18 protein-coding genes are annotated in these 19,308 nt (G+C 43.7%); 15 read left to right on the top strand and 3 right to left on the bottom strand.

Features of this window, described 5'->3' with window-relative positions:
• Positions 1-90: 90 nt before the first annotated feature.
• Positions 91-1,056 carry a polysaccharide deacetylase family protein gene (locus HMPREF9380_RS04110; RefSeq protein ID WP_002933923.1) on the bottom strand — a complete coding sequence of 322 codons (966 nt, stop codon included), beginning with the start codon at positions 1,054-1,056 and terminating at the stop codon, positions 91-93.
• Positions 1,057-1,194: 138 nt separating this feature from the next.
• Here HMPREF9380_RS04110 and HMPREF9380_RS04115 point away from each other — a divergent pair, with 138 nt between their 5' ends.
• From HMPREF9380_RS04115 to HMPREF9380_RS04145, 7 genes are all read left to right on the top strand, one after another.
• Complete coding sequence (locus HMPREF9380_RS04115; protein ID WP_002933922.1) at positions 1,195-2,481, top strand: homoserine dehydrogenase; 1,287 nt, start codon at positions 1,195-1,197, stop codon at positions 2,479-2,481.
• 1 nt (position 2,482) lies between these two features.
• Positions 2,483-3,349 carry a homoserine kinase gene (gene thrB, locus HMPREF9380_RS04120; protein ID WP_002933920.1) on the top strand — a complete coding sequence of 289 codons (867 nt, stop codon included), beginning with the start codon at positions 2,483-2,485 and terminating at the stop codon, positions 3,347-3,349.
• Positions 3,350-3,684: 335 nt separating this feature from the next.
• Positions 3,685-4,590, top strand: a complete 906-nt coding sequence (gene murB, locus HMPREF9380_RS04125) for a UDP-N-acetylmuramate dehydrogenase (protein WP_002933918.1) — start codon at positions 3,685-3,687, stop codon at positions 4,588-4,590.
• Positions 4,591-4,770: 180 nt separating this feature from the next.
• Positions 4,771-5,928 (top strand): ABC transporter ATP-binding protein, encoded by a 1,158-nt coding sequence (locus HMPREF9380_RS04130; RefSeq protein ID WP_002906676.1) that lies wholly within the window; start codon positions 4,771-4,773, stop codon positions 5,926-5,928.
• The gene (locus tag HMPREF9380_RS04135) at positions 5,909-6,715 is read left to right on the top strand and encodes an ABC transporter permease (protein WP_002933917.1); all 807 of its coding nucleotides are present in this window, start codon (positions 5,909-5,911) and stop codon (positions 6,713-6,715) included. The genes HMPREF9380_RS04130 and HMPREF9380_RS04135 overlap by 20 nt, the downstream gene beginning before the upstream one ends.
• A complete protein-coding gene (locus HMPREF9380_RS04140; RefSeq protein ID WP_002900472.1) occupies positions 6,712-7,485 on the top strand; it encodes an ABC transporter permease in 774 nt (257 codons plus the stop codon). The genes HMPREF9380_RS04135 and HMPREF9380_RS04140 overlap by 4 nt, the downstream gene beginning before the upstream one ends.
• Positions 7,482-8,552 (top strand): ABC transporter substrate-binding protein, encoded by a 1,071-nt coding sequence (locus HMPREF9380_RS04145; RefSeq protein WP_002933916.1) that lies wholly within the window; start codon positions 7,482-7,484, stop codon positions 8,550-8,552. Before HMPREF9380_RS04140 ends, HMPREF9380_RS04145 begins: the two co-directional genes overlap by 4 nt.
• A 71-nt stretch (positions 8,553-8,623) precedes the next feature.
• Here the strand turns inward: HMPREF9380_RS04145 and HMPREF9380_RS04150 are convergent, their stop codons facing one another.
• Entirely contained in the window at positions 8,624-9,040 is a 417-nt protein-coding gene (locus HMPREF9380_RS04150) for a DUF6556 family protein (protein WP_002921437.1), read from the bottom strand.
• A 184-nt stretch (positions 9,041-9,224) separates the two neighbouring features.
• Positions 9,225-11,846 (bottom strand): pyruvate, phosphate dikinase, encoded by a 2,622-nt coding sequence (ppdK, locus tag HMPREF9380_RS04155; protein WP_002933915.1) that lies wholly within the window; start codon positions 11,844-11,846, stop codon positions 9,225-9,227.
• Positions 11,847-12,090: 244 nt separating this feature from the next.
• Here ppdK and HMPREF9380_RS04160 point away from each other — a divergent pair, with 244 nt between their 5' ends.
• The 8 genes from HMPREF9380_RS04160 (at position 12,091) to rpmA (ending at position 19,292) form a co-directional block, all read left to right on the top strand.
• A complete protein-coding gene (locus HMPREF9380_RS04160) occupies positions 12,091-12,720 on the top strand; it encodes a CBS domain-containing protein (RefSeq protein WP_002933914.1) in 630 nt (209 codons plus the stop codon).
• Positions 12,721-12,725: 5 nt separating this feature from the next.
• On the top strand, positions 12,726-13,544 hold the full coding sequence (locus HMPREF9380_RS04165) for a pyruvate, water dikinase regulatory protein (protein WP_080560665.1): 819 nt from the start codon (positions 12,726-12,728) through the stop codon (positions 13,542-13,544).
• Positions 13,545-13,586: 42 nt separating this feature from the next.
• Positions 13,587-15,497, top strand: coding sequence for a fructose-bisphosphatase class III (locus HMPREF9380_RS04170; protein WP_002933912.1), 1,911 nt, complete (start codon positions 13,587-13,589; stop codon positions 15,495-15,497).
• A 100-nt stretch (positions 15,498-15,597) separates the two neighbouring features.
• Entirely contained in the window at positions 15,598-16,740 is a 1,143-nt protein-coding gene (locus tag HMPREF9380_RS04175; RefSeq protein ID WP_002933910.1) for a cysteine desulfurase family protein, read from the top strand.
• A 3-nt stretch (positions 16,741-16,743) separates the two neighbouring features.
• Positions 16,744-17,958, top strand: coding sequence for a tRNA uracil 4-sulfurtransferase ThiI (gene thiI, locus HMPREF9380_RS04180; RefSeq protein WP_002933909.1), 1,215 nt, complete (start codon positions 16,744-16,746; stop codon positions 17,956-17,958).
• Between the two features lie 348 nt (positions 17,959-18,306).
• The gene (gene rplU, locus HMPREF9380_RS04185) at positions 18,307-18,621 is read left to right on the top strand and encodes a 50S ribosomal protein L21 (RefSeq protein WP_002895621.1); all 315 of its coding nucleotides are present in this window, start codon (positions 18,307-18,309) and stop codon (positions 18,619-18,621) included.
• A gap of 15 nt (positions 18,622-18,636) precedes the next feature.
• Positions 18,637-18,981, top strand: a complete 345-nt coding sequence (locus HMPREF9380_RS04190) for a ribosomal-processing cysteine protease Prp (RefSeq protein ID WP_002933908.1) — start codon at positions 18,637-18,639, stop codon at positions 18,979-18,981.
• A gap of 17 nt (positions 18,982-18,998) precedes the next feature.
• Entirely contained in the window at positions 18,999-19,292 is a 294-nt protein-coding gene (gene rpmA, locus HMPREF9380_RS04195) for a 50S ribosomal protein L27 (RefSeq protein WP_002895619.1), read from the top strand.
• Positions 19,293-19,308 lie beyond the last annotated feature (16 nt).

Raw genomic sequence — 19,308 nt, 5'->3', positions numbered from 1 at the left:
CTTTGGAGCTGGTGTTTTTTGGGAGTTTGAAAGAAGTTATAATCATAGTAATAGAAAAAGCCTGCTTCAAGTGAAGCGGGCTTTTTAAGATTAGTTGGTTGCAATTTCATTTAGCAGGTCTTCTGCAGTGGTGGTTGGGTTAATTCGTACGCGGTTGAGTGAGAGCAAGCCATTTGATAGGGAAGCTAGTCCGTTATTGGTTGTCAGTCCCATCTTGTAGCCAAGGCTTTCAGCAATCTGCAAGGTTGCATCACTGTATCGTCCAGATGGATAGGCAACGGTGGTTGTGGTTTGAGACAATTCTTTATCTAAGTAAGACTTAGAATCTTTTAACTCAATTTTTTGTTGGTCTTCTGCAGTCGCTGAAAGGTCGGGATGGTTGACGGTATGGTCTTCAAAAGACATGCCTTTGTCCTTCATTTCCTTTATCTCATCTAGCGTCAGCATATCTTCACGACCCGCTTGAACAAATCCAGTAATGACATTATTGGTTGCTTTCATGTCATATTTCTGGAGAAGTGGAAAGGCATTAGTATAGAAATCCCTTAAACTATCATCGAAGGTCAGCCAGACGACTTTTTTGTTTTCTGGCAAGACATTCTCCGTCAGTACCTTGTATGCTTCTTCTGGTGTTAGTGGATAGTAGCCTGCGTCTTTCAAGGCTTTCAGATGGCTTTCAAATGTAGCTGGATCTACAATCAAACCAGCATTAGCTGCTTCTGATGGATCCATGACATGAATGGCATGATACATCAAGATAGGAACTTGAACTGGCTGGTCTTGTTTGACCCATTTGACCTTGTCTTTACTGCTGTCATCCGAAGCCGTCTTTTTTTCCCGAGTCGGTGCTGACGAAGTTTTAGATGAAGTATCGACCTGGTTCGTTGACACATTATTAACTTCTTTTTGGTTGTGCGAGTTTTGCAGCTTGGCTAGTAAAGAAAAGCCACCTACAATCAGGACGAGAAAAAGTAATAAACTTGTCAGAGAAAGTAAAATAGCTCTTTTCCTAGCTTTGCGTTGCTGCATGCGATTTCCTCGGTGTTTTGCTGTCATAATATCTCCTTTTAAAAAAAATACAATTCCTTGCGGAAATTTACATCTATTATAACAAATAAAGAAGTAGTTTTGTAGGCATTTTTTTATAATTTTGTTATAATATCTTTTATACAAGAAATTTTCAAGGAGTGCTTCATGTCTATTAAAATTGCTTTACTTGGTTTTGGAACAGTGGCCAGCGGTGTGCCTTTTTTGCTGAAAGAAAATAGAGAAAAAATCGTTCAAGCGGCTCATTCAGAGATTGAGGTTGCTAAAGTCTTGGTCAAAGATGATGCCGAAAAAGATCGTCTTTTAGCAGCTGGAAATGACTTTAATTTTGTTACAAATGTTGAAGAAATTCTGAACGATTCTGAGATTACTATCGTTGTAGAATTGATGGGACGGATTGAGCCAGCGAAAACGTTCATCACTCGTGCTCTTGAAGCTGGCAAACATGTGGTCACAGCTAATAAGGACTTACTGGCTGTTCACGGAGCGGAGTTGCTGGAAATTGCTCAAAAGCAAAATGTGGCTCTCTACTATGAAGCAGCTGTTGCCGGCGGAATTCCAATCCTCCGTACCTTGGTTAATTCACTGGCTTCTGACAAAATCACCCGTATCTTGGGTGTGGTCAATGGAACCTCTAACTTTATGATGACCAAGATGGTGGAAGAGGGTTGGTCTTATGAAGATGCTCTTGCTGAAGCACAGCGTCTTGGTTTTGCTGAAAGCGACCCAACCAATGACGTAGATGGCATTGATGCGGCTTACAAGATGGTGATTCTTAGCCAGTTCGCCTTTGGTATGAATGTTAAATTTGAAGATGTAGGGCATCAGGGAATTCGTCATATCACACCAGAAGATGTGACTGTTGCTCAAGATTTGGGATATGTAGTCAAGCTGGTTGGTTCTATCGAAGAAACGCCGTCAGGAATCGCAGCAGAAGTAGCTCCAACATTTCTGCCTAAAGCGCATCCTTTGGCTAGTGTCAATGGGGTAATGAACGCCGTCTTTGTTGAGTCCATCGGCATCGGAGAATCCATGTATTACGGACCGGGAGCTGGTCAAAAACCAACTGCAACTAGTGTCGTGGCGGATATTGTTCGTATTAGTCGACGTTTGAATGAAGGAACAGTTGGCAAGGCTTTTAATGAATTTAGTCGTGAGCTTGTGCTGGCTAAGCCAGAAGATGTGAAGAGCAGCTATTACTTCTCTATCTTGGCACCTGACTCTAAAGGTCAAGTTCTGCACTTGGCTGAGATTTTCAATGCTGAGGATATTTCCTTTAAGCAGATTCTGCAGGAAGGTACTGACGGCGAGAAGGCTCGCGTGGTGATTATTACCCATGCTGTCAGCAAGACACAGCTGGAAAATGTCACTGCTAAGCTCAAAGAAGTTCCTGAGTTCGACTTGCTCAATACCTTCAAAGTATTAGGAGATTAAGATGAAAATTATTGTACCAGCGACCAGTGCCAATATCGGTCCTGGCTTTGACTCTGTTGGGGTAGCCCTGTCAAAATATCTGGATATTGAAGTCTTGGAAGAAAGTCAGGAGTGGGTGATTGAGCATGACCTCAATCCTAGAATTCCTAAGGACCGACGCAATTTACTGGTTAAGATTGCCCTGCAGTTGGCTCCAGCTATTCAGCCACGCCGTTTGAAAATGACCAGTGACATTCCATTAGCTCGTGGACTTGGGTCTTCTAGTTCGGTCATTGTGGCTGGGATTGAATTAGCCAACCAGCTGGCTCATCTTAATTTGTCGGATTATCAGAAACTGAAAATCGCTACCAAGATTGAAGGACATCCTGACAATGTTGCGCCGGCGATTTATGGTAATTTGGTCGTATCTAGCTCGTCTAGGAATCAGGTATCTGCTGTGGTAGCGGACTTTCCGGACGCAGACTTCATCGCCTATATCCCAGACTATGAGCTTCGGACGGTTGAGAGCCGCCAAGTCTTACCAAATCGGCTTTCTTACAAGGAAGCTGTTGCGGCCAGCTCCATTGCCAATGTTGCGATTGCTGCTCTTTTAAAAGGTGATATGAAAATCGCTGGTCGGGCTATCGAGTCAGATTTGTTCCACGAGAAATACCGTCAGCCTTTGATCAAGGAATTTTCAGATATTAAGTTCTTGGCCAGAAAAAACGGTTCTTATGCAACCTATATCTCAGGAGCGGGGCCGACTGTTATGGTCTTATCACCTAAGCACAAGACGGAGACGATTTATCAGCTTCTGCAAAAACAGAATTTCAAAGGGAAAATCTTCCGGCTTCAGGTAGACACAGAGGGTGTGCGAGTAGAAAAATAAATCATCAAGAGGTTCACCATGAGCCTCTTTTTCTTTTTGTAAAATAAGGATTTGATATCCCTATCTTTTTATACCTAACTGTGCTATAATGGGTCTAACTTAAAGGAGGATAATTCACTTTATGGATCATTTAGAATTACAGGCTCTGGCGAGTGAGCTGGAGATTTCGGCGCCATCAGGAATGCTCTTTCTAGTCAAACACAGCGTTTTACTACTAGACAATTATAAGCATTAAAAAGCTGACCTTTCTCAGCTTTTTCTTTGTAATCTATCGTAAATGCCATAGATTTTTGATATAATAGAGTGTATTTTGTTTACATAAAAGAGAGAAAATCATGCAAAAACTAGAGAAATTAAAATCTGAATTAGAGGGAATCGACATTCGCTTCAATGAGCCTTTGAGTCAATACACCTACACAAAGGTCGGGGGCGCAGCCGATTTCTTAGTTTTTCCCCGCAATCGTTATGAGTTGGCTCGTATTGTCAATTTTGCTAATCAAGAAGACATTCCTTGGATGGTGCTGGGAAATGCCAGTAATATCATTGTGCGAGATGGTGGTATCCGAGGTTTCGTGATTATGTTTGACAAGCTCAACAATGTAGCAGTAGATGGCTATATGATTGAGGCAGAGGCTGGAGCTAATCTGATTCAGACAACCCATATCGCCTTGCAGAATAGTCTGACAGGCTTTGAGTTTGCCTGTGGTATTCCGGGCAGTGTCGGCGGAGCTGTCTTTATGAACGCTGGGGCTTATGGCGGCGAGATTGCTCATGTTTTGGTATCTTGCAAGGTACTGACTCCTCAGGGGGAAGTCAAAACGCTGGACGTTCGGGATATGAAGTTTGGCTATCGTCATTCACTGGTTCAGGAAACGGGCGATATCGTTATTTCTGCTAAGTTTGCTCTTTCACCTGGTGTTCACAGAACGATTCGTCAGGAAATGGAGCGCTTAACCCATCTGCGGGAGCTCAAGCAGCCTTTGGAATATCCATCTTGTGGATCTGTTTTCAAGCGTCCTTTGGGTCACTTTGCTGGTCAGCTCATTAGTGAGGCAGGCCTTAAGGGGCATCGTATCGGTGGTGTAGAGGTATCTGAGAAACATGCCGGCTTTATGATTAACGTTGATAAAGGAACGGCTCAAGATTATGAAAATCTTATCGCTCATGTGATTGAAAGGGTGCGGGAAAATTCAGGTATTACTCTGGAGCGCGAAGTCCGCATCATTGGTGAATCTCTGTAAGACAGATTGATTTCCAGTAGAAGTATGCTGGATAAGGAACTGCAGCTGGCTGCAACTTAGTAAGGGGGTGAAAGCCTATCGACACGGAATTTATAAAGGGCCTTTACAGCCCTCACGAGGTAGCAGCGGTCTGACAGAACCCTTAATCTGTTAATACGAGAAAGAAGGAATTTATGACAATTGAAAAAACCAATCATCGAGTTTAAAAACGTTTCAAAAGTTTTTGAAGATAATAACACTGTCGTTCTGAAAGATATTAATTTCGAGCTGGAAGAAGGAAAGTTCTATACTTTGCTGGGGTCTTCTGGTTCTGGAAAATCAACGATTCTGAACATCATTGCTGGACTTTTGGATGCGACGGACGGGGATATTTTTCTTGATGGCGTCCGCATCAATGATATTCCGACTAATAAAAGAGACGTTCACACGGTTTTTCAGTCCTATGCACTGTTTCCGCATATGAATGTTTTTGAAAATGTTGCCTTCCCGCTGCGTCTACGCAAGGTTGATAAAAAAGAAATTCAAGAGCGAGTTGCAGAAGTGCTGAAAATGGTTCAGCTAGAAGGTTTTGAGCGCCGTTCTATTCGCAAACTGTCGGGCGGTCAGCGCCAGCGTGTAGCCATCGCGCGGGCAATCATTAATCAGCCGCGGGTTGTTTTGCTGGATGAGCCCCTGTCTGCTCTGGATTTGAAGCTGCGTACAGATATGCAGTATGAGCTGCGGGAATTGCAGCAGCGTCTAGGTATTACCTTTGTATTTGTCACGCACGACCAAGAGGAAGCCCTGGCTATGAGTGACTGGATTTTCGTTATGAATGACGGTGAGATTGTTCAGTCGGGGACGCCTGTCGATATTTATGACGAGCCTATTAATCATTTTGTTGCAACCTTCATTGGCGAGTCCAATATTCTGCCAGGTAAGATGATTGAAGACTATCTGGTTGAGTTTAACGGCAAGCGCTTTGAAGCAGTGGATGGTGGGATGCGCCCAAATGAAGCTGTCGAGGTGGTGATTCGGCCGGAGGATTTGCGGATTACTCTGCCAGAAGAAGGCAAGCTGCAGGTTAAAGTTGACACCCAGCTTTTCCGTGGCGTTCACTATGAGATTATCGCTTATGATGAACTGGGCAATGAATGGATGATTCACTCAACTCGCAAGGCCATTGTTGGTGAAGAAATTGGCCTGCATTTCGAGCCTGAAGATATCCACATCATGCGTCTCAATGAAACTGAAGAAGAATTCGATGCCCGTATCGAAGAATATGTAGAAGTAGAAGAGCAGGAAGCGGGTCTGATCAATGCCATTGAGGAGGAACGCGATGAAGAAAACAACCTCTAATCTCTTTCTCTTGCCTTACCTGCTCTGGATTTTCCTTTTTGTCCTAGCACCTGTTGTCATGATTATCTGGAAATCCTTCTTTAACATCGAAGGTCAGTTTACGCTGGAAAATTATCAGGCCTACTTCACATCGCAGAACTGGACCTATCTCAAGATGAGCCTGAATTCGGTTCTTTATGCAGGGATTATTACTGTCGTAACCCTGCTGATTTCCTATCCGACCGCATTCTTTTTGACTCAGCTCAAGCACAAGCAGCTTTGGCTCATGCTGATTGTCCTGCCAACTTGGATCAATCTTCTGCTCAAAGCTTATGCTTTCATTGGTATTTTTGGTCAGAATGGTTCAATTAATCAATTTTTGACTTTTATCGGAGTAGGACCGCAGCAGATTCTCTTTACGGACTTTTCATTTATCTTTGTAGCCAGCTACATCGAGCTGCCTTTTATGATTCTGCCCATTTTCAACGTTCTGGATGATTTGGATCCTAATCTTATCAATGCCAGCTATGACTTGGGAGCTAATCGCTGGGAGACTTTCCGTCGGGTTGTTTTCCCTTTGTCTTTGAATGGTGTCAGAAGTGGAGTGCAGTCAGTCTTTATCCCTAGTCTTAGTCTCTTCATGCTGACTCGTTTAATCGGTGGTAATCGAGTAATTACTCTAGGAACTGCCATTGAGCAGCACTTCCTGACTACTCAAAACTGGGGCATGGGCTCTACTATCGGAGTGGTACTGATTGTTGCCATGCTCTTTACCATGTGGGCAACCAAGGAAAGGAGAGGGCGATGAAAAAAATTGCAAATCTCTATCTGGCCTTTGTCTTTTTGGTGCTCTATATCCCCATCTTTTACCTGATTGCTTATGCCTTTAATGCAGGGGAAGACATGAATCGTTTTACAGGATTCAGTCTCAGTCATTTTCAAAATCTCTTTGAGGATTCGCGTCTGATTTTGATTTTGGTTCAGACCTTCTTCCTAGCTTTCCTGTCTTCATTGATTGCGACTCTGATTGGGACTTTTGGAGCCATCTATATTTATCAAGCCCGCAAGAAATATCAGGATGCCTTTCTGTCTATCAACAATATCCTCATGGTGGCACCGGATGTCATGATTGGGGCAAGTTTTCTGATTCTCTTTACTACTGCAAAATTCCAGCTGGGCTTCCTGTCTGTGCTGGCTAGCCATGTGGCCTTTTCTATTCCGATTGTGGTGTTGATGATTCTTCCGCGTCTGAAAGAAATGAATGATGATATGATTAAGGCTGCCTATGATTTAGGTGCCAGCCAATTGCAAATGCTGAAGGAAATCATGCTGCCTTATCTGACTCCAGCCATCATCGCTGGATACTTTATGGCTTTTACCTACTCGCTAGATGATTTTGCTGTGACCTTCTTCGTTACAGGGAATGGTTTTTCTACATTATCTGTTGAGATTTACTCCCGTGCTCGTCAGGGAATTTCTTTGGAAATCAATGCCCTATCAGCCTTGGTCTTTCTCTTCAGCATTGCTTTGGTAATTGGGTATTACTTTATCACCCGTGAGAAGGAGGAGACTGTATGAGAAAGCTCTATTCATTTTTAGCGGGGATTCTGCTGATTATCGTAGTCTTATGGGGTGTTAGTTACCAGATTGAAAGTCGGACGCAGAGCAAGGAGAGCGATAAGCTGGTCATTTACAATTGGGGTGACTATATCGATCCTGAGCTCCTGACTGAGTTTACTAAGGAAACTGGTGTCCAAATCCAGTACGATACATTTGATTCCAATGAAGCCATGTATACGAAAGTGAAGCAAGGCGGCACAACCTACGACATTGCCATTCCTAGTGAATATATGATTGCCAAGATGATGAAGGAAGGCTTGGTGGAGAAGCTAGATCATAGCCAGATTAAAGGTTTGGAAAATATCGGATCTGATTTTTTAAACCAGCCTTTTGATCCTGGAAATCAATACTCAATTCCTTATTTTTGGGGAACGCTGGGTATTGTCTATAATGAAAAAATGGTTGATAAAGCTCCTGAGCATTGGAATGACCTCTGGCGTCCTGAATACAAAAACTCCATCATGATGATTGATGGAGCTCGTGAAGTCATGGGAATTGGTCTGAACTCAGACGGTCATAGTCTCAACTCCAAAGATGATAATCAGCTGCAGGAGGCTGTCGATAAGCTCTATACTCTGACGCCAAATATCAAGGCCATTGTGGCTGATGAGATGAAGGGATACATGATTCAGAACAATGCAGCTATCGGTGTGACCTTTTCTGGCGAGGCTCGGCAGATGCTGGAGGCCAATGAAGACCTGCGCTATGTCGTACCAACAGAAGCCAGCAATCTTTGGTTTGACAATATTGTCATTCCCAAAACCGTCAAAAATAAAAAAGCAGCCTATCAGTTTATTAACTTTATGCTGAGACCGGAAAATGCTTATAAAAACGCCCTTTATGTTGGTTATTCGACACCAAATCTTCCTGCCAAGGCCATGTTGCCTAAGGAAGTTCAGGAAGATGAGGCTTTTTATCCGACAGAAGAAACGATGAAACATCTGGAAGTCTATGAGCAGTTGGGCCCTAAATGGTTGGGAACCTACAATGACCTCTATCTTCAAGTCAAGATGTATCGGAAATAATAGTCAAACAAGGTTACTTGATGAATACAAGAAAAAAGCCCGGCTCATTGAGCCGGGCGTTTTCTGCTTTCTTAGTTTGAAGCTTCTGTCTGAGTGTTGGTTGCCGTGTCTTGGCTCTGGCTAGAAGCGGTAGTGTCGCCTGCTGCTGTATCTGCCGCAGAGCTAGATACACTAGTCTCAACCGCTGCTGTATCGCTGCTAGAAGCAGTTGTATCAGTTGCAGTTGTTGAAGCAGGGCTGCTTGTTTCTTTTTCGATTTCCTTGATAATGGTAGTCGTTGCAGTAGAGCTGCTGGTATCAGTTTTTGATTTTTCATCCTTTTGGCCAGTCAGATTCATAATCGTGATGCTGGCAATGATGATAGACAAGATACTGGCAACCGTTGCAATAGTCTTTTGGAAGGCTGAAAGACCTGTTTTAATATGCTGTTTAGTAGGTTTTTTAGATGATTTTGTCTTGTTTTTATTACTGCGAGAATAGTTTTCCATGCTCGAAAGAATCTCCTTTTAAAATTTCAATGATTTCTTATCTCTCATTATACGTTTTTTATCTGAAAATGTCTTAAAAAAATCAAATTTTTATCTATGAAAACGCACACAGAAGATTGCTGTTAAGAAAAGAAGCTGCTCAAGTTTTGGTTGAGCAGCTTCTTGAGCTAGAATAGCAAAGTAATCATGCCTTCTCATCTTGGAGTGCCGCTTGAGCGACAGCCAGCCTAGCTGCTGGAACTCGATAAGGAGAGCAGGAGACATAGGTGACGCCAATTTCTTGGAAGAAGGGGATGGAAGCAGGATCGCCACCGACCTCGCCACAAATGCCGATAGGAAGTTCAGGCTTGACTTGACGCCCTTTGCTGATAGCTATGCGCATCAATTCACCAACGCCGTCCTGGTCAATACTTTGGAAAGGATCAAAAGGAAGGATTTCTTTCTCTTTGTAGTGGCCGATGAATTTTCCAATATCGTCCCGTGAGAAACCGTAGGTCATCTGGGTCAAATCGTTAGTACCAAAGCTGAAGAAGTCTGCTTCCTGAGCCAGCTGGTCTGCAACTAGACAGGCGCGCGGAAGTTCAATCATGGTGCCAATTTCATAAGGGAAAAGCTCCAGACCTTGATGCCTAAAGAGTTTGTTGATATGTTGGGTGAGAAAGGCTTTGACAGAGTCCAGCTCGGCTTTGTCTGCAATCAGCGGAATCATGATTTCTGGCTTGACAGTCAATCCTTCTTGACTCAGCTTGATAGCACTTTTGAAGACGGCTTCGACCTGCATCTTGTAAATCTCTGGTTGCGTAATCCCCAGACGGCAGCCGCGGTGGCCCAGCATAGGATTGCTTTCTTGCAGCTGTTCAATGCGGCGAGTCAGCTTTTCTGGTGACTTGTGCAGCTTGTCAGCCAAAGCCTTGATTTCCTGTGAATCTTTAGGTAGAAATTCATGCATCGGCGGATCCAAAAGACGGATAATCATAGGTTTGTCCTGAACTGCTTGGAACATTTGATAGAAGTCATTTTCTTGGAACTCTAGCAGTTTTTTGAGGGCGGACCTGGTTTCCAATTCGTTGTCGGCCAGAATCAGGCGCCGCATTTCCAGAATCCGCTCTTGGCCAAAGAACATGTGTTCGGTACGAGCCAGACCGATGCCCTTTGCCCCAAACTTAATAGCTGTTTTTAGATCTTGAACGGTCTCTGCGTTGGCACGGACTTTGAGCTGTGCGACTTCGTCTGCCCATGAAAGCAGTCGTTGGAGTTCTTGGTCATTTTCGACAAGGACGGTCGGAATCTCACCGCTATAAATGCGCCCAGAGCTGCCATCAACTGAAATGACGTCACCTTCGGTCAAGACAAGATTTCCGCAGGAAACAGTCTTGCTTTCCTCGCTGATGGTCAGCTCACCGCAGCCAACCACACAGCAAGTTCCCATTCCCCGAGCTACGACAGCTGCGTGAGAGGTCATACCGCCCTGACTGGTTACGATGGCCTGGCTGACAACCATGCCCTCAATGTCTTCAGGTGAAGTTTCCTGCCGTACTAAGATGACATTTTTACCCAAGGAGTGGTAGTCTTTGGCGCGCTCAGCTGTAAAGACAATCTCACCAGTTGCAGCACCAGGGCTTGCTGGCAGTCCTTGAGCCAAGAAAGGAGCATCTTGCAGAGCTTTTTCTTCAAATACAGGATGGATGAGCTGGCTAATCGTAGCAGGAGATACGCGCTGGAGAGCTTCTTTTTTGCTGATAATGCCCTCGTCTACCAGATCTAAGGCGATTTTCAAAGATGACTTGGCGGTCCGTTTACCGTTTCTAGTTTGGAGAATATAGAGTTTACCTTTCTCAATAGTAAATTCTATATCTTGCATGTCTTTATAGTGGTTTTCGAGAATCTTAGCATAGTCTTGGAAGGCTGAATAGGCCTGAGGGAGAGCTGTCTCAAGTGCAGCAATAGGCTCAGGTGTCCGAATGCCGGCTACGACATCCTCTCCTTGTGCATTGAGCAAGAACTCGCCAAATAGCTGCTGCTCACCGCTGGCAGGGTTTCTCGTAAAGACAACTCCTGTACCGCTGGCTTGGTCGCTATTTCCGAAAACCATGGCTTGGACATTTACCGCTGTTCCCAAATCATGAGGAATATCATTCAAGTTGCGGTAAACCTCAGCTCGGGGATTATTCCAAGACTTGAAGACTGCCTTGATAGCAGCATAGAGCTGCTCTTTCGAGCTTTGGGGGAAGGTTTGATGATGCTCACGATAAAGCTGCTTATACTGCTCAATCAAAGCTTGGTGCTCTTCCAGTGTGAAATCCTTGGCCTGTTTGCCAGCATTCTTTTCAAAATATCCCAAGAGGTCATCGAACTCGTCTTTGGAAATGCCATAAACCACATCAGCAAACATTTGCAACAGACGTCGGTAGCAGTTGTAGGCAAAGTCAGCATTGGTCTGCTCAGCCAGAGTCTGGGTTCTTAAATCGTTCAGACCTAGATTGAGAATAGTGTCCATCATGCCCGGCATGGAAAACTTGGCTCCGCTTCGAACAGACACTAAGAGCAAGGCTGAGTCGTTGCCGCTGAAATATTTACCTGTTTTTTCTTCTAATCCAGTAACCGCTTTCAAAACATCTTCTTTTAAAGAAGATTCAAAGAAATAAGGATTTTCTAAATATTCGATACAGCTTTCTGTGGTAATAGTAAAACCTGGAGGGACAGGCAGTCCCAAATTGGTCATTTCAGCTAGGTTGGCTCCTTTTCCGCCAAGCAGGGCTTTGTCTTCTGCACATCCTTCCTCGAAGGAGTAAATCCATTTTGCCATATTTACCTCCAAAATTATGAAATATATGTCATATTGCAGACAAATACATTGTAATATACATCACATATGTTTGTCAACTGAAAAAAGCATTCAGTTTTATTGACATTTTTTCTTTTTTTGTTATAATGTGTTACAAAATGATGATTATTTAAACGTCTGAAAATGCAATATGAGCAATAATTCCTAAATTTTAATCGAAATCAGGCTAATCATCTATTATAAAGAACGAAGGAGTCAGACTTATTTGAAATTAAGTGAACGGCAAAAGAAAATTGTAGAAATTGTAAAAGAACACCAGCCACTCAGCGGTGAGAAAATTTCAGAATTACTCGATATTTCTCGGGCGACCTTGCGCTCGGACCTGTCTTTTCTGACTTTGGTTGGGATTTTGAAGGCTACGCCTAAAGTTGGTTACACGTACTCAGGCTCAGATTTAGAGACGCTTTTCTTTTTCGATACCTTTCGAAAGGAAGTAGCGGAGATTATGACTTCGCCTGTTTTGGTGTCTCATGATTCTTTTATTCAAGATGCCATTATTACCTTATTTATGTATGATGCGGATGTTCTCTATGTCATTGATGAGCATAAGCTGCTCTTGGGGATTTTGTCGCGTAAGGACCTGCTGCGGGCCTCGCTCAATACCAACATTGACAGCACACCCGTAGCGGTCTGCATGACCCGAATGCCCCATATTAAAACTTGCTACAAGAATATGAATATTTTGGAAGCGGCGGCAGTTTTGCAGGATTTTGCGATTGATTCGCTGCCGGTAGTGGATAAGGATAATGAGCGTAAAATTTTAGGAACTGTGACCAAGTCAGCTCTGTTGGATTACATTATTCAAGAGGCCAGAAGCGCTGAGGTTAATAGATAAGAGGAATAAACATGAAGAAAGAAATTATTGTTTACAGCATTTCAGATTCTTTAGGGGGGACTTCGCAGAAGCTATTGTCTGCGGTGACAGCCCAGTACCCAGATATTATTTTTAATAACAGCTATCGTTTTCCATTTATCAACAAAGAAGAAGAATTGCTGGATATTCTGCGTGATGCCATCAAGGATGATGCCCTTGTCATCAGTACACTAGTTGATGGCAGGCTAGCTGCTGCAGCTAGGGAGTTCAGTCAGGCCAATGGCCTTGCTTATCTGGATTTGATGCATCCATTTTTTGAGATTATCAGAGAAAAGACAGGCACCAGTCCTATAGAGGTGCCGGGTACCTTGCACCGGCTGGACACTGAGTATTTTAATAAAATCTCCGCTATTGAGTTTGCAGTCAAATACGATGATGGCAAGGCGCCGCAAGGATTTTTGGATTCGGATTTGGTGCTCTTGGGCGTCTCCCGTACATCCAAAACGCCACTCAGTATTTATCTGGCTAATAAAGGCTACAAGGTTTCTAACCTGCCTTTGATTCCACAAGTCCCTCTGCCTCAGGTCTTGGATAAGGTTGATCCGGAGCGGATTATCGGCCTCTTATGTGAGCCAGAAAAACTGTCTAAGATACGCAGTAATCGCTTGAATTCTCTGGGATTGACCCAGTCAACCAGCTATACAGATCTGGAAAAGATATATGAAGAACTAGACTACTCAAAAGAAGTCTTTAAAAAGTATCGGGCTCATGTCATCAATATCACTGATAAATCAATCGAAGAGACGGCTTTCTTGATTGAAGATCATTTGAAGAAATTGAGATAAGAGAGAAGATTGCAAAGAGCGGTTATAGAGTGAGGGCTGAAGATGGAGCAATATAAGCGTATTTTACTGAAAGAATTTGACAGTCGCCAGAAAGTCATTACAGAGCTGACCAACCTAGAGGCAATTTTGAACCTGCCCAAAGGAACGGAGCTGTATATCAGTGACATTCACGGGGAGTTTGCTGCTTTTGACTATATTTTGAGAAGCTGTGCAGGTATCCTCAATGAGAAGATCAAGGACTGTTTTGGGGACACCTTGTCAGAAGCTCATAAGGACCGCCTGTCAGCGCTGGTTTCCTATCCTGAGCTTGTGCTGGGGGAAGAAACTAAAGGCAAAGACTGGTATCAGGAAACCATTCCCCAGCTCTTGAACTTGCTGGCTTTTGCAGGTGCCAAATACAGTCGGTCCAAGGTCAGAAAAGCCTTGCCGCCACAATATACCTATATTATCGAGGAACTGCTCTATAGTGACAGGGCTTTGGCTGATAAAAAGTCCTATTTTGAGAATATCCTGACTTATGTGATTGAATTGCGGGAAGCTGTGCCTTTTATCCTAGGCTTGTCTCGAAGTATCCGGCGGTTGTTGATTGACCATCTGCATGTGGTTGGAGATATTTTTGACCGAGGAGCTGGCAGTGCTCAGGTCATGGATGAACTGCAGCATTTTCATTCGCTAGATATTCAGTGGGGCAATCACGACATTATCTGGATGGGAGCATTTTTTGGCTCCAAGGCTTGCTTGCTAAATGTGCTGCGTATCGCAGCTCGCTATGGCTATCTCTGGGATATCGAGAAAGATTATGGTTTAAACCTGCGCTCCTTGACTCTTTTTGCTGACAAGACTTACCAGTCTAATCCTAAGTTTAGGCCTATTCTTGGTGGCAGAGAGCAGGAGTTTTCTGAAGAGGAAATTCTGCAACTGGAAAAGGTTCACCAAGCCTTGTCGATTATCCAGTTCAAGCTGGAAAATCAACTTATCAAACGACGGCCTGAATTCCAGATGCAGGACCATGTCATGTTGGACAAGATTGACTATTGGGAAGAAAGCATTACGATTGACGATACTAAACATGCCCTGGTTAATACCTGCTTCCAAACTATCAATCCGGAAAATCCTTCAGCTTTGACACCTGAAGAAAATCAAGCAGTAGAGAGTATGCTGGCCTCATTCCAAAGTTCGCTTAAGATGGCGGAGCATATGAGCCTTCTGATGAACAAGGGCTCTATGTATAAGATTTACAACCAGCACTTGCTTTTTCATGGCTGCATTCCTCTGGAGCCGTCAGGAGAATTCCAGCCTTTCATTCTCAATCAAGTCCATTATGCGGGCAAGGAATTGCTGGATTTCTTTGAGTATCATATTCGGCAGGCGGCTAAGAACAAGGAAGTGGGCGATGATTTGTCGACTGATTTGATTTGGTATTGCTGGAAAGGTAAGTTATCGCCCCTGTTTGGCAAAGAAAAGATGACCACCTTGGAGCGCTATTTCATTGAAGATAAGGACACCCACAAGGAAGTAGAAAATTCTTATTTTTCTTATCGTAATTCTGAGAAAGTCTGTCAGCTGATTTTGGAAGAATTTGGCCTCTTTTCTCAAGAGTCTAGGATGGTCAACGGTCATACTCCGGTTAAGACGGGCAAGGGAGAGTCGCCTATCCGTGGTGGCGGCTTGCTCTTCGTCATTGATGGCGGTTTGTGTGAAGCTTATCAAGAAAAGACTGGAACAGCAGGATATTCTTTGCTGAATAATTCTTACGGTTTTCAACTGGTAACCCACCAACCCTTCCAAAATGCCCAAAAGGTAGTAGAAGCACCTTTTGCCCAGACTTCTTTAAAGAAAGTTATTGAAAATGTCGAACAGCGAACTCTGATTAAATCCACTAGTATCGGTCAAATATTGATGGCTCAACAACAGGAACTCTTTGGCTTATTGCATGAGTTTTATGACCGGTGAAGTTTAGCCCTAAGTTTTAACAGAATTTAGGGCTTTTTCTTTCTTGTTCCAGTTTCTCTTTCGTGTTACAATAGGAGTATTGAAATTTAGAGGAAAGAACATGATTTATTTAGATAATTCAGCGACAACCAAGCCTTATCCTGAGACTTTGGCCGCTTACACGGAGGTGGCTTCTAAAATATGGGGTAATCCATCCAGTCTGCACAGTTTAGGCAGTCAGGCAACCCGTCTCTTAGAAGCTTCACGCAGGCAAATAGCAGAGCTTTTAGGCAAGTCTTCATCGGAGATTTTTTTTACGTCTGGAGGAACAGAAGGAGACAACTGGGTGCTTAAGGGAGTTGCTTTTGAAAAAGTTCCCTTTGGAAAACACATCATCGTATCCAACATTGAGCATCCCGCTGTTAAAGAATCAGCCCTCTGGTTGCAGAGTCAGGGATTTGAAGTCGATTTTGCACCAGTCGATAAGTCTGGTTTTGTTGAGGTAGACAAGCTAGCGGAGTTGATTCGACCAGATACCACTCTAATCTCTGTCATGGCTGTCAATAATGAAATCGGCAGTATTCAGCCCATTCAGAAAATATCCGAACTTCTAGCAGATAAACCAACTATTTCCTTTCATGTGGACGCTGTACAGGCTGTTACGAAGATTCCAACAGCTGCTTATCTGACGGATCGCGTGGATTTTGCGACATTTTCCAGTCATAAATTTCACGGTGTCCGGGGCGTAGGATTTATCTATATCAAGTCTGGCAAAAAAATCAGTCCCCTCTTGACTGGTGGCGGCCAGGAGTCGGATAAGCGCTCCACAACAGAAAATTTAGCAGGCATTGCAGCGACAGCCAAAGCTTTGCGGCTGTCCATGGAAAAGCAAGAAATATTTGCCCAGCGGACGGCTCAGATGAAGAAGATTCTCCTTGAAGAGCTGCAGAAGTATCCAGATGTGGTGATTTTCTCAGACCTGGAAAATTTTGCACCTCATATACTAACCTTTGGTATCAAGGGAGTGCGGGGTGAAGTTGTCGTCCATGCATTTGAAGACTACGAGATCTATATCTCGACTACTAGTGCTTGCTCTTCTAAGGCCGGTAAGCCAGCAGGAACCCTAATCGCTATGGGCGTTGAGAAATCTCTCGCTCAGACTGCTGTCCGTATCAGTTTGGATCTTGACAATGATATGAGCCGGATGGAGCAGTTTTTGACAACTTTTAAAATTATTTACGAAAAAACCAGAAAAGTAAGGTAAACAATGCATTATTCAGAAATTATGGTACGCTACGGTGAGCTCTCAACCAAGGGCAAGAACCGCATGCGCTTTATCAACAAACTCAAACGCAATATCCAAGCTGTCTTGTCAGTCTATCCACAGGTCCATGTCAAGGCTGACCGTGACCGCACTCATATCTATCTGCAAGGGACCGATTATCAGCCGGTCGCTGAATCACTCAAGCAGATTTTTGGGATTCAGAATTTCTCACCATCTTATAGGGTTAAAAAGTCTGTACCAGCCTTGATTGAAGCTGTTCAAACCATCATGAAGCAAGTCTATCAGGAAGGCATGACCTTTAAAATTACCAGCAAGCGCAGTGACCATAGCTTTGAATTGGATAGCCGCGAGCTTAACCAGACGCTTGGTGATGCTGTTTTTGAGGCTATTCCCAATGTTCAGGTCAAGATGAAAGCACCAGATATTGAGCTGCGGGTCGAAATTCGTGAAGAAGCGGCCTATATCTCGTATGAAACGATTCGTGGTGCTGGAGGGCTGCCAGTCGGTACTTCAGGAAAGGGTATGCTCATGCTGTCGGGAGGAATTGACTCACCGGTGGCGGGCTATTTGGCTCTAAAGCGCGGTGTAGACATCGAGGCGGTTCACTTTGCCAGTCCGCCTTATACCAGTCCAGGTGCTTTGAAAAAAGCTCAGGATTTGACACGGAAACTGACCAAGTTTGGCGGTAATATCAAGTTTATTGAAGTGCCTTTTACTGAGATCCAAGAGGAAATCAAGGCCAAGGCTCCAGAAGCTTACCTCATGACACTGACTCGTCGCTTTATGATGCGTATTACGGACCGGATTCGGGAGGAGCGGGGCGCTCAAGTCATTATCAACGGAGAAAGTCTTGGTCAGGTGGCAAGTCAAACGATTGAGAGTATGCAGGCTATCAACGCTGTAACCAATACACCGGTTATCCGTCCTGTCGTGACCATGGACAAGCTGGAAATCATTGACATTGCTGAAAAAATCGATACTTTCCAAATCTCTATCCAACCATTTGAAGACTGCTGTACCATTTTTGCTCCAGACCGACCTAAAACTAATCCGAAAATCAAGAATGCTGAGAAGTACGAAACTTACCTAGATGTTGAAGGCTTGGTGGAGCGCGCTGTTGCAGGAATCATGATTACAGAAATCAGACCGCAAGCAGAGGCTGATGAAGTTGACGAGCTGATTGAGGGGCTGTTGTAAATAGCAAGGGTGAAATAGTCTTTGTGCATCAGCGGACAAAATCTAAAGATAATCCTTGAAAATCCGTTTTCATGAGATGAAAAAGCTTGCTAAAGAGCGGTAGAAGTGCTATACTTATAGAGTTGACTATGCACATTCCTGTGCAACCGCACGATCATCGTTGCTCGTCGTATAACAAATTTAAACTTCGTCATTGTCGCCTTGCCTAACACAAGTTATGCCTTCGGCTCAATTCCTTGTTTATTCTTTGTTTATACTTAGAGCTCTTCTCTTAAGTGGTTCGTCCCACGATGCTAGGCGAGTCTTCACAAAATTCGGGGAAACCCTAAAAATCATAGGAGGTGCATAATGAGCACATACGCAATCATTAAAACTGGCGGAAAACAAGTTAAAGTTGAAGTTGGTCAAGCAATCTACGTTGAAAAGTTGAACGCTGAAGCTGGTCAAGACGTTACTTTTGACGAAGTTGTTCTTGTTGGTGGTGAAAACACTGTTGTCGGAACTCCGCTTGTTGCTGGAGCTACTGTTGTCGGAACTGTTGAAAAACAAGGCAAGCAAAAGAAGGTTGTTACTTACAAGTACAAACCTAAAAAAGGCAGCCATCGTAAACAAGGTCACCGTCAACCATATACAAAAGTTGTCATCAACGCTATCAACGCTTAATTTTAAGGAGATTAAATGATACAAGCAGTCTTTGAAAGAGCCGAAGATGGCGAACTGAGGCGTGCAGAAATCACAGGTCACGCCGCGAGTGGTGAATACGGCTTTGATGTCGTGTGTGCGTCCGTTTCGACGCTCGCCATTAATTTTGTCAATTCAGTTGAGAAATTCGCAGGCTACGAACCAAACTTAGAATTAAACGAAATAGAAGGCGGCTATCTGAAGGTTGAAATTCCTCAGTATATACCGTCACACCAAAGAGAAATGACTCAGCTTTTCTTTGAATCATTTTTCCTTGGAATGGCAAACTTATCGGAGGACTCTTCTGAGTTCGTCCAAACCAGAGTTATCACAGAAAACTAACACGGAGGAAAAACATTATGTTAAAAATGAATCTTGCTAACTTGCAACTATTCGCCCACAAAAAAGGTGGAGGTTCCACATCTAACGGACGTGATTCACAAGCGAAACGTCTGGGAGCTAAAGCAGCTGACGGTCAAACCGTAACAGGCGGCTCTATCCTTTACCGTCAACGCGGCACTCATATCCATGCAGGTGTCAATGTTGGACGCGGCGGAGATGATACTTTGTTCGCAAAAGTTGAAGGCGTAGTACGCTTTGAACGCAAAGGTCGCGATAAGAAACAAGTTTCTGTTTACCCAATCGCTAAATAATTAATAAGAAATCCCC

The organism is Streptococcus sanguinis SK49 (assembly GCF_000212815.1).
Lineage (GTDB): Bacteria > Bacillota > Bacilli > Lactobacillales > Streptococcaceae > Streptococcus > Streptococcus sanguinis_C.
The sequence above is the reverse complement of the archived record's forward strand: the minus strand, read 5'-3'. Positions and strand labels throughout refer to the sequence as shown.

Bases quoted from the DNA above. Each gene is read 5' to 3' on its own strand.
- ppdK (WP_002933915.1), bottom strand. From the start codon at position 11,846: ATGGCAAAATGGATTTACTCCTTCGAGGAAGGATGTGCAGAAGACAAA.
- rplU (WP_002895621.1), top strand. From the start codon at position 18,307: ATGAGCACATACGCAATCATTAAAACTGGCGGAAAACAAGTTAAAGTT.
- HMPREF9380_RS04135 (WP_002933917.1), top strand. From the start codon at position 5,909: ATGAAGAAAACAACCTCTAATCTCTTTCTCTTGCCTTACCTGCTCTGG.
- HMPREF9380_RS04175 (WP_002933910.1), top strand. From the start codon at position 15,598: ATGATTTATTTAGATAATTCAGCGACAACCAAGCCTTATCCTGAGACT.
- HMPREF9380_RS04110 (WP_002933923.1), bottom strand. From the start codon at position 1,056: ATGACAGCAAAACACCGAGGAAATCGCATGCAGCAACGCAAAGCTAGG.
- thiI (WP_002933909.1), top strand. From the start codon at position 16,744: ATGCATTATTCAGAAATTATGGTACGCTACGGTGAGCTCTCAACCAAG.
- murB (WP_002933918.1), top strand. From the start codon at position 3,685: ATGCAAAAACTAGAGAAATTAAAATCTGAATTAGAGGGAATCGACATT.
- thrB (WP_002933920.1), top strand. From the start codon at position 2,483: ATGAAAATTATTGTACCAGCGACCAGTGCCAATATCGGTCCTGGCTTT.
- HMPREF9380_RS04150 (WP_002921437.1), bottom strand. From the start codon at position 9,040: ATGGAAAACTATTCTCGCAGTAATAAAAACAAGACAAAATCATCTAAA.
- HMPREF9380_RS04170 (WP_002933912.1), top strand. From the start codon at position 13,587: ATGGAGCAATATAAGCGTATTTTACTGAAAGAATTTGACAGTCGCCAG.
- HMPREF9380_RS04190 (WP_002933908.1), top strand. From the start codon at position 18,637: ATGATACAAGCAGTCTTTGAAAGAGCCGAAGATGGCGAACTGAGGCGT.
- HMPREF9380_RS04140 (WP_002900472.1), top strand. From the start codon at position 6,712: ATGAAAAAAATTGCAAATCTCTATCTGGCCTTTGTCTTTTTGGTGCTC.
- HMPREF9380_RS04145 (WP_002933916.1), top strand. From the start codon at position 7,482: ATGAGAAAGCTCTATTCATTTTTAGCGGGGATTCTGCTGATTATCGTA.
- rpmA (WP_002895619.1), top strand. From the start codon at position 18,999: ATGTTAAAAATGAATCTTGCTAACTTGCAACTATTCGCCCACAAAAAA.
- HMPREF9380_RS04115 (WP_002933922.1), top strand. From the start codon at position 1,195: ATGTCTATTAAAATTGCTTTACTTGGTTTTGGAACAGTGGCCAGCGGT.